This is a genomic window from Lutibaculum baratangense AMV1 (assembly GCF_000496075.1).
GTDB lineage: Bacteria > Pseudomonadota > Alphaproteobacteria > Rhizobiales > Tepidamorphaceae > Lutibaculum > Lutibaculum baratangense.
This window is the reverse complement of sequence record NZ_AWXZ01000038.1, coordinates 172,126-181,787: the sequence shown is the minus strand read 5'-3', so window position 1 is coordinate 181,787 and position 9,662 is coordinate 172,126. Positions and strand designations below refer to the sequence as shown.

The following is a 9,662-nucleotide window of genomic DNA, read 5'->3' as shown; positions in this document are numbered from 1 at the left end:
AGTGCCTCACGGGCACTGGAAGACCACGACCTTCACTGCCGGCCTCCGTCTCGGCGGCTTCACGGCGCCGATGCTGCTCGACGGCCCGATGGGCGGGCCTGCCTTCAAGGCCTACGTCGAGCAGGTCCTCGCCCCGACGCTCAAGCCCGGCGACATCGTCGTGATGGACAACCTGCCCGCCCACAAGGTCGCCGGCATCCGGGAGGCGATCGAGGCGGCAGGCGCGACCGTCCGCTACCTCCCGCCCTACAGCCCGGATTTCAACCCCATCGAGATGGTCTTCGCCAAGCTCAAGGCGCTGCTGAACGGTGCCGCCAAGCGAACCATCACCGAACTCTGGGATGCCGTTGCCGACGCCATCGACCGCTTCACGCCCACCGAGTGCCGCAACTACTTCGCCGCGGCAGGCTATGATGCGTTCTGATGGGAAAGTGCTCTAGCTACTCGACCGTGATCCCCCGAGCCGATTTTCGTCTTTCCACCACTTCTGCTCACTGCGACTGGTTGTCTTTGCGGAGAGCAGTGTGTGCGTCGAGGACATGCCTCATGCTCGGCGCGGCGCCGCGTGGTGCGGTCGGCCACGATGGCGCGGAAGTTGCAGCGCGAGCAGGGGAAGGAGGGCGGCGAGCGGCCGCCCACCCGCGCGGCGTTGGGAGCGCGATCCGATCGACTGAATGAGATCGGCATCCCGATGAAGAGGTGTGAGAGAGATGGCGTTCGTCTACTGCGTGCGATGCAATTTCAATGATCCCGGCCGCGAGGCGGATTGGAACGACTGGTACAGCGGGCCGAAGCTCGCCCAGATGCTGCGAAAGCCGCTCTTCCTCTCGGGCCAGCGCTTCAAGGCGACCGGCCTCAACACGGCGCGGCAATATCTCGCCCTCTGGACGGTGGATTCGCCGAAGGCCTTCGAGACCGAGGAGTACACCTCGGACTGGGGCTTCTTCGAGTGGGCCCCCTACATCACCGACTGGAACCGCGATCTGTACGGGCCCCCCGCGGGCGACCCGAGCACGATGTTCGCCGCCGGGGAGGGCGACGCGCTGTACCTCATCTCGTTCGAGGATCTGTCGAGCGAGGAGGCCGAGGCCGTGCTGGCGAGGGTGGAGGGCGATCGGCCCGGCATGACGTGGCTGCGCGCCGTGGGGCTCCTCGACCAGCACTCGCCGATCCTGGGCCTGCGGCTGCTGAAGGCCGACGATCCGCGCCCGCAGATGCTCGGCGAGCCGAAGATCCAGGAGACGATCTTCGAGTCGATCTCGCACTGCGCACGCCCGGACGACGCCGAAGCGCAATAGGGCTGCGGAGGGAAGGCCGGCGGGCCCTGCTCGACGATTCGTCCGCCATCGGTGAAGTAGATATTGTTTGCGAGCTCGCGGGCGAAGCCCATCTCGTGCGTGACAATGATTCAGGTCATGCCTTCCTCCTCGGGGAGCTGGCGGATCGTGACCAGCACCTCCTTCACCGTCTCCGGGTCGAGCGCGGCGGTCACTTCGTCGAACAGCATGACGTCCGGGTTCATAGCTAGAGATCGCGTGATCGCCACGCGCTGCTGCTGGCCGCCTGACAATTCGCCTGGATACGCCGCCTCCTTCTCCGCCAGCCGAACCTTCTGAAGCAGCGCCCCTGACGCCGATGATGACGCTGCCGTGCTCCTTGATGGCCTCGGGCGTGTCGGCGGAGGCAGGATTGGCGGCGAAAGCCGTGGTTGCCAGCGACAGCGCCGCCGCAAGTGCCACAAGATACCTTGAACGCATTGAGGTGCTCGCCTTTTGTTATCTATCCAGGATACGCGAGAGGGTGCCGGTGGCGAGGCAGCCGCGGCCCGGCAGGCTCTTGGGCCTGGTCGGTGCGATCTCGACCGTGCCACGCCGCCTCAACCCGGTTCCGGCGCCCTTGTATTCCGTATACAAGGTCGGCGGCGGCTTTAACCCGCGCGAGGACCCATGCACGCAACTGTTCTGCAAACCCCGTGCCTACTTCTTCGGGAGGAGGCGATGCTGCGCAACATCGAGCGACTGCGTGAGCGGATGGCGGCGCTCGGCATCAGCCTGCGCCCTCACCTCAAGACGCCCAAATCGATCGAGATCGCCCGGCTGATGATGGCCTCGCCCGAGGGGCCGGCCACGGTGTCGACGCTGAAGGAGGCGGAGGTGTTTGCCGCCGAGGGGGTGCGCGACCTGCTCTACGCCGTCTCGATCGTGCCGAACAAGCTCGACCGTGCCGTCGTGCTGCGGAGGCAGGGCATCGACCTGAAGCTCGCGGTCGACAACGAGGAGGCCGCCGAGGCCGTGGCAGCGCGGGCGCGCGGTGAGGGCATCGAGATCCCCTGCATGATCGAGATCGATTCGGACGGTCATCGCGCGGGCGTCCATCCGACTGACGGGGAGCGCCTCGTCGCCATCGGCCGGATCCTACACGACAGCGGCGCGGGCCTCGCTGGAGTCATGGCGCATGCCGGCAGCTCCTACGGGCTCGCCGATCCTGATGCCATCGTGGCCATGGCCGAGCAGGAGCGTGCGGCGGCGGTCGGCAGCGCTTCACTCATCCGGGACGCAGGGCTTCCGTGCCCGGCGGTCAGCGTGGGATCGACGCCGACGGCGCATTTCGCCAGGGACCTCACGGGCGTCACCGAGGTCCGGGCGGGCGTCTACGTCTTCTTCGACCTCGTCATGGCCGGGATCGGCGTCTGCGGGATCGACGACATCGCGATCAGCGTCCTCGCATCGGTAGTCGGCCATCAGCGCGAGCGCGGCTGGATCCTCGTCGACGCCGGCTGGATGGCGATGTCGCGCGATCGCGGCACGGCGGGGCAGGCGGTCGACCAGGGCTATGGCCTGGTCGCTGATGTCGACGGTCGCCCCTACCCGGACCTGATCGTGAGCCAGACGAACCAGGAGCAGGGCATCGTCACCGTCCGCCCGGGGAGCGGGGCCGTCCTGCCGGAGCTCCCGGTCGGGACGAAGCTGCGCATCCTGCCGAACCACGCCTGCGCCACGGCCGCGCAGCACGACCGCTACCATGCCCTCGACGCGGACGGCGCCGTCCGGGCCGAGTGGCGCCGCTTCGGTGGCTGGTAACCGTCGGGGATTCAGATGAAGCAGCAAGGAGCGATGTCGCGATGAAGCTTTCGTCCTATGAGGAGATGTTGGCCCGGGTGGACGATCCACTGCGGGAGAGGATCGCAGCCGAGCTTCCGGAGCTCGGCGAGATCCGCGACGCGGAGCTCAAGGCGGGCTGCATCGAGGCCTGGGCGGTGGCGATCGCCAATTCGAGCTACGGCTCGATCGCCGACATTCCGCCGGCCGGCAATCCCGAGAAGATGATCCAGAAGAGCGGCGACCAGACCGATCACATCCGCGGCGTGACGCGCCTCTCGATCGTTATCGCCGACGAGATGGCGTCGTCGGCCCCCGACCTGCCGATCGACCGGGACATACTCGTCGCTGGCGGCATCTGCCACGATGTCGGCAAGCCCTGGGAGTTCGACCCGGAGAATCGCCGCCGCTGGAAGGGCGACCGCGCCCGCCACGGCCTGCCCTCGCTGCGCCATCCGACCTATGGCGCCCATATCTGCCTGATAGTCGGCCTGCCGGAGGAGGTGGCCCACATCGCAGCCGGCCACTCGGGCGAGGGTGAGCTCATGATCCGCAGCCTCGAGAACACCATCGTGCACATGGCGGATATCGGCTACTGGCAGATCATGCTGGCGGGGGGGATGATTCAGGACGGCACGATTTCCGACAAGTACAAGCGCCCCCTTTCGCTGTAAGGAGGGACCCGAAGCAAGCAAGCGGCGGCGGCGCAAGGCGCGCCGCCCGATCAGATCATCCGCCGAGCCGAAGGAGAGCGGCATAAAGATGGACTTGCCGAGCCGGACCGGTCCGCTGTTCGACCAGATCTACGACATTTTGTGGAGCCGCATCCTCTCAGGCGAGATCGGCCACGGGACGCGGGTGAGCGACCTCGAGTGGTCGAAAAAGCTCGACGTCAGCCGCACCCCCGTGCGCGAGGCGATGCGCAAGCTGCAGCAGGACGGCATCCTGCTGCCGCTCGACCGCGGCGGCTATGAGGTGCGCCGCATGGAGGCGGGCGACCTCCTCAACCTTTATCGCTGCCGGGCGGCCCTCGAGGCGCTGGCGGTCCGCGACGCGGCGACCAGGCTCGGCGAGCGCGACATCGGCAGGCTCAGGAGCCTCGTGGACGACGCGCAGACGGTGCTGGAGAGCGACGATCTCGACCGCCTGTTCGAGCTCAACACCGCGTTCCACAACATGATCCTTCAGGCCTGCGGAAACGTATATCTCGAGAGGCTCCTGAGCGATCTCCGGAGGATGATCCTGTTCGCGCGCTCCTCGCTGATGATCGCGGCGCGCGACCGCCAGCTCGGACCGGCCTACAAGGATCACCTGAACCGCGTCCAGAACGACCATCGTGAGATCCTCGAAGCCATCGTGGCGCGCGACGCGGACGCGGCGGCTGCCCGGATGGAGCGCCACCTCTTCTCCACCGGTGACGACATGGCGCAATTGGCGGTCGGGCTTCGGCGGCCCTGAGGCAGGCTTGCCTCGATGCCTCCATATGTGTATCCTGTATACAGGATACACATATGGAGGCATCGGGTGGGCAACGCGTGGATCGGCATCGACACCGGGGGGACGTTCACCGACCTCACGCTCGCGAACGTGGCGAGCGGCAGCTACTGGTTCCACAAGACACCGACCACGCCTGACGATGCCTCGAGAGGCATTCTCCAGGGCATGCGGGAGCTTCTGGAGATCGCGGAGATCGATCCCGGCGAGATCGGCTTCGTCTGCCACGGCACCACGCTCGCCACGAACGCCATCCTCGAAGGCAAGTGGGCGCGAACCGGCATGATCACCACCGCGGGTTTCCGCGACGTGATCGAGCTTGCGCGGCAGCGGCGCCCGAACTTCTTCAATCTCGACGTGCCCAAGCCGACGCCGCCGGCGTCCCGCGATCTCCGGGAGGAGGTGACGGAGCGGGTCGCGCATGACGGCAGCGTCATCGTGCCGCTCGACGAGGAGGCCGTGAGGGAGGCAGCCGCGCGCCTGAAGGCGCGCGGCTGCACCGCGGTCGCCATCTGCTTCCTGCATTCCTACGCCAACCAGGCCCACGAGGCGCGGGCGGCAGAGATCGTGCGCGAGGTCTGGCCGGACGTCTATCTCTGCACGTCGTCGGGCGTGCTGGCCGAGTTCCGCGAGTACGAGCGCTTCGCCACAACCTCCGTCAATGCGAGTCTTCTGCCGGTCATCGACACCTATCTGGAGCGCTTCGAGCGCGGCGTGAACGATCTCGGCGTCGAGCGGGAGCCGCTCATCATGCAGTCGAACGGCGGCGCGGTGTCGCCGGCCGCGGTCCGGGCGATGCCGGTCAACACCTTCTTCTCCGGCCCGGCGGGCGGGGTGATAGGCGCGGCCGGCCTCGGCACCGAAGCCGGCTTCCCGAATGTCGTGACCCTCGACATGGGCGGCACGTCGACGGACGTCGCGCTCATCCGCGACGGCATCCCCGGCAAGAAGGGCGCGCGCGACATGGCGGGATTCCCGGTGAGGACACGCACACTCGACCTGCACACGATCGGTGCCGGCGGCGGCAGCCTCGCCTGGATCGATCCGGGCGGCCTGCTCAAGGTCGGGCCGAAGAGCGCGGGCGCCATGCCGGGCCCAGCCTCCTACGGCCGCGGCGGGGAGCTGCCGACGGTGACGGACGCGAACATGGTGCTCGGCCGGCTAAACCAGTCGGCGCTGCTCGACGGCCGCATGCAGGTGTTCCCAGAGAAGGGCCTGAAGGCGATCGAGACGCGTCTCTGCGGCCCGCTCGGCCTCGACGCGGTCCGGGCGGCGGCGGGCGTCGTCGAGATCATCAACGTCAACATGATGGGGGCCGTCCGGGTCATCTCGGTCGAGCAGGGCGAGGATCCCCGCCGCTTCGCGCTCATGCCGTTCGGCGGAGCGGGGCCGCTGCACGCCTGCGACATCGCCCGCATCATCGGGATCCCCCACATCTTCGTGCCGCAGCGCCCTGGCATCCTGTCGGCGCTCGGCTTGCTCCACGCCGACACGCGCGGCGACTTCAGCCTGACCAGGCTCGCGACCGCCGAGGCCTCCTCGCTGGCCGTCCTGCAGGACGGCATCGCGCAGCTCGGCGAAAAGGCGAAGGCCTGGCTGCGCACCGAGCGCCTGCCCGCGCAGGACGCTGTCTATGAGTGGGCAGCCGACATGCGATACGTCGGGCAGAACTTCGAGCTCGCAGCGGCGCTTCCCTCCGACCGCCTCGACGAGGCGACGATCGACGGCCTCGTCGAGCAGTTCCATACGGCCCACGAGCAGGCCTACGGGTACCGGATGGGCGATCGGCCGGTCGAGATCGTCAATATACGCCTCGGCGTCGGCGTGGTCCGTCCCGTGCCCCCGCCGGATCAGGCCAAGGCCGCGCGCGGCACCCTCGACGAAGCGCTGATCGAGGTCCGGCCGGTGTGGTATCCAGATACGGACTTCACTGACACGCCGATCTACCGCCGGACGTCGCTGCCGCTCGAGACGAGCTTCGAGGGCCCGGCGGTCGTGGAGCAGATGGACGCGACAACTGTCATCCCGCCCGATGCACGCGTCTTGATCGACCGTTTCGGCAACCTCATGATCCACATCTCGATTGAAGCGAACCCGGAAGGACAGTCATGACCGCGCCGGCCGTCGATCCCATCACCGCCGAGGTCGTCTCGCGCCATCTCCTGTCGATCGCCGAGGAGATGGGCGCCACGCTAATCCGGACCTCCTTCTCGCCGAACATCAAGGAGCGGGCGGACTGCTCCACCGCCCTGTTCGACAGTCGCGGCCGGGTGATCGCCCAGGCCCAGCGCGTACCTGTCCATCTCGGCTCGATGATCGGCGCCGTCGACGCGATCCGCTCGCGCTTCCCGCTGGAGGACATCCAGCCGGGCGACATGTTCGTCGCGAACGACCCGTACAGCGGTGGCGGCTCGCACCTGCCCGACATCAACGTGATCGCTCCCGTCTTCCGGAACGGGGAGATCGTCGCCTATGTCGCCAACATCGCCCATCACGCCGATGTCGGCGGAATGGTCGCGGGCAGCGAGGCGGCGGTCTGCCGCTCGATCTTCCAGGAGGGCCTGCGCATCCCGCCCGTGCGGATCATGCGCGGCAACAAGGTCCTGAAGGACGTCCTCGACATCATCCTCTTGAACTCGCGCACGCCCGACGAGCGGGTCGGCGATCTCAACGCGCAGTTCGCCTCGAACCACACCGGCATCCGCGGCGTCGAGGCGCTGTTCGCGCGCTACGGCGACACGACGGACGCGGCGATCGACGCCTATCTGGAGTTCACCAGGCGCCGCTTCGAAACGGCGATCCGCGGTGTCGCGCCCGGCACGTATCACGCCGAAGACTTCCTCGACGGCGAGGCGGAGGGCGAGCGCGCGCGAATCGCGCTGAAGGTGACGATCGGCGACGGCCGCATGATCCTCGATTTCGAGGGCTCGGCGCCGCAGCTCACATGGGCCCGCAACATTCCGAACCAGGCGCTGATCGCCACGGTCTACACAGTCGCCAAGAGCCTGCTCGATCCCGACGTGCCGGCGAATGCCGGCTACTTCGACGCGATCGAGATCCTCGCCCCGAAGGGCTCGGTCGTCCAGCCGCAGGCGCCGGCGCCGGTCGGCTGCCGCTCGATCTCCTGCGGTGTGCTCGGCGACGCGATCGCCGCCGCACTGTCGCAGGCGATGCCCGAGAAGGCGATCGCCGGCAGCGGGCCGCATCACCTGGCCGTCTTCGCCGGGCCCGATCCGCGCAGCGGCGAGTATTTCGTGAACTACGAGACGATCGCCGGCGGCATGGGTGCGCGCGCCTATCGCGACGGGATGGACGCGGTGCGCGTGCACGCCTCAGGCGCCGCGAACCTGCCGATCGAGGCGCTCGAGCACGCCTATCCCCTGCGGCTCGAGCGCTACGCGCTGCGCGACGGATCGGGCGGCTACGGACAGTTCCGGGGTGGCACGGGCGTCGTTCGTGACTATCGGGCGCTTGCCGACGGCATCACGGTGAGCCTGTCGTCGGAGCGTCAGCACGTGCCGGCGCTGGGCCTCGCCGGTGGCGGGGACGGCGAGCGAGGCAGATTCGTGCTGGATCCCGGAACAGACGAGGAGCGGGTCCTGAAGTCGGCTGAGGCGGACATCGCGCTCGCCCGGAACCACGTTCTGTCGATCCGCACCCCCGGCAGCGGGGCCTACGGGACGCTCCAGAAGCGCGATCCAGACCTTCTTGAGCGAGACGTGCGAGAGGGGCGAATTCCCGAGAGCCTGGCGCGGCCGCGAGCCGCTTCGGCAGCGGAGTGACGATTCCGATGAGCGATCCGATTGCAGCGCTCCGCACCGAGTTTCCCGGCACGGAGGAGACGATCTATCTCGACGTCGCGGCGCGAGGATTGATCTCCCGCGGCGTGCGTGGGGTGATCGACGAGTATCTCGACCACCGCATGTTCGAGGGCGGCGACAAGGCGCAGATGTTCGCGGGCGCGGAGGCTGCGCGCGACTCCCTCGCCGGGCTGATCGGGGCCTCGCCGGAGGAGGTGGCTTTCACCAAGAACGTGTCCGACGGGATCAACGCCTTCGCCCACGCCATCGACTGGGTCGAGGGCGACAACGTGGTGATCTGCGAGGCGCTCGAGCATCCCGCCAACATCTTCCCCTGGCGCAACCTCGCGCGGCGGCGCGGCATTCGGGTGAAGCAGGTTCACGCGCATGAGGGGCGGGTGCCGCTCGAGCGGGTGATCGAGGCGATCGACGCGCGCACGCGCGTCGTCACGGTCTCGAGCGTGTCGTTCTCGCCCGGTTTCCGCTTTCCCGTCGCCGAGCTCGGCGCGATCTGCCGTGAGCGGGGCGTGCTTCTCCTGGTCGACGCGGCCCAGTCGCTCGGCATTCTCGACACCGACGTGTCGAAGCTCCATGCCGACGCCGTCGCGGTATCGACCCAGAAGGGGCTCCTGGGCCTCTACGGCGCCGGCTTCCTCTACGTCCGCAACGAAGTCGCGCAGACGCTGCAGCCCCTCTATCTCTCCCGCGCGGGCGTCGGCGGTGGCGTGCACGAGGCGTCGAGCGGCGATCTCGATGCCTTCGACTTCGCGGACGGCGCCCGCCGCTTCGACGTGGGCAACCACAATTTCTGCGCGGTTCTCGCGGTTGGCCGGTCGATCGAGGATCTGCGGGCATTGGGGATGCCCCGGGTCGAGGCGCATGCCTGTGGGCTCGCGCGCAGGCTGGCGGAAGGGCTCGAGGAGGTCGGGCTTCCCGTGTTCGGAGGAGCAGCAGCCGACGACCGGGCGCACATCGTCTCGATGGGACGCAAGCTCAGCGACGAGCACGACCGCACGGAGGACAGCGAGCTCGTGGCCCTGCACGACTTCCTCACGCGCAATCGCGTCCGCCTGACGATCAGGCGGGGCATGATGCGGTTCTCGCTGCATGTCTACAACAACGACGACGACGTCGACGAGGTGATTTCCCTCGCCAGGGCATGGCGCAGCGAGACGGCGCCTCGTGGCGGGACCCGTGGCCTGCGGCACGAGATCCAGCAGCGCGAGGCCGGATAGGGCAGGCGGGTTGTCCGCCGTGCCGCGGCTTGCGG

Annotated in this window: 8 protein-coding genes and 1 pseudogene; 8 read left to right on the top strand and 1 reads right to left on the bottom strand. The window is 68.2% G+C overall.

Annotated elements, in window-relative coordinates:
* The coding region (locus N177_RS14740; protein ID WP_040485878.1) for an IS630 family transposase at positions 1 to 424 on the top strand (424 nt) is incomplete at its 5' end.
* Between the two features lie 286 nt (positions 425 to 710).
* Complete coding sequence (locus tag N177_RS21915; protein WP_023433168.1) at positions 711 to 1,298, top strand: hypothetical protein; 588 nt, start codon at positions 711 to 713, stop codon at positions 1,296 to 1,298.
* A 14-nt stretch (positions 1,299 to 1,312) separates the two neighbouring features.
* Here N177_RS21915 and N177_RS14730 read toward each other — a convergent pair.
* Positions 1,313 to 1,624: pseudogene (locus N177_RS14730) on the bottom strand (ATP-binding cassette domain-containing protein); the annotation flags it as partial.
* A 373-nt stretch (positions 1,625 to 1,997) separates the two neighbouring features.
* On the opposite strand from N177_RS14730, the gene N177_RS14725 reads away from it, so the two are divergent.
* The 6 genes from N177_RS14725 to N177_RS14700 all read left to right on the top strand — a co-directional run bounded on the left by N177_RS14725 (position 1,998) and on the right by N177_RS14700 (position 9,627).
* Entirely contained in the window at positions 1,998 to 3,080 is a 1,083-nt protein-coding gene (locus N177_RS14725; RefSeq protein WP_023433166.1) for an alanine racemase, read from the top strand.
* Between the two features lie 77 nt (positions 3,081 to 3,157).
* The gene (locus N177_RS14720) at positions 3,158 to 3,772 is read left to right on the top strand and encodes an HD domain-containing protein (RefSeq protein ID WP_210163435.1); all 615 of its coding nucleotides are present in this window, start codon (positions 3,158 to 3,160) and stop codon (positions 3,770 to 3,772) included.
* Positions 3,773 to 3,860: 88 nt separating this feature from the next.
* A complete protein-coding gene (locus tag N177_RS14715; RefSeq protein ID WP_023433164.1) occupies positions 3,861 to 4,556 on the top strand; it encodes a GntR family transcriptional regulator in 696 nt (231 codons plus the stop codon).
* Between the two features lie 66 nt (positions 4,557 to 4,622).
* Complete coding sequence (locus N177_RS14710) at positions 4,623 to 6,704, top strand: hydantoinase/oxoprolinase family protein (protein WP_023433163.1); 2,082 nt, start codon at positions 4,623 to 4,625, stop codon at positions 6,702 to 6,704.
* Complete coding sequence (locus N177_RS14705) at positions 6,701 to 8,374, top strand: hydantoinase B/oxoprolinase family protein (protein ID WP_023433162.1); 1,674 nt, start codon at positions 6,701 to 6,703, stop codon at positions 8,372 to 8,374. The genes N177_RS14710 and N177_RS14705 overlap by 4 nt, the downstream gene beginning before the upstream one ends.
* Before the next feature lie 8 nt (positions 8,375 to 8,382).
* On the top strand, positions 8,383 to 9,627 hold the full coding sequence (locus tag N177_RS14700; RefSeq protein ID WP_023433161.1) for an aminotransferase class V-fold PLP-dependent enzyme: 1,245 nt from the start codon (positions 8,383 to 8,385) through the stop codon (positions 9,625 to 9,627).
* Positions 9,628 to 9,662: the final 35 nt, after the last annotated feature.

What these genes read in the sequence shown, in the direction of transcription:
- N177_RS21915 (WP_023433168.1), top strand. Translation starts at nt 711, where the DNA reads ATGGCGTTCGTCTACTGCGTGCGATGCAATTTCAATGATCCCGGCCGC.
- N177_RS14725 (WP_023433166.1), top strand. Translation starts at nt 1,998, where the DNA reads ATGCTGCGCAACATCGAGCGACTGCGTGAGCGGATGGCGGCGCTCGGC.
- N177_RS14715 (WP_023433164.1), top strand. Translation starts at nt 3,861, where the DNA reads ATGGACTTGCCGAGCCGGACCGGTCCGCTGTTCGACCAGATCTACGAC.
- N177_RS14705 (WP_023433162.1), top strand. Translation starts at nt 6,701, where the DNA reads ATGACCGCGCCGGCCGTCGATCCCATCACCGCCGAGGTCGTCTCGCGC.
- N177_RS14700 (WP_023433161.1), top strand. Translation starts at nt 8,383, where the DNA reads ATGAGCGATCCGATTGCAGCGCTCCGCACCGAGTTTCCCGGCACGGAG.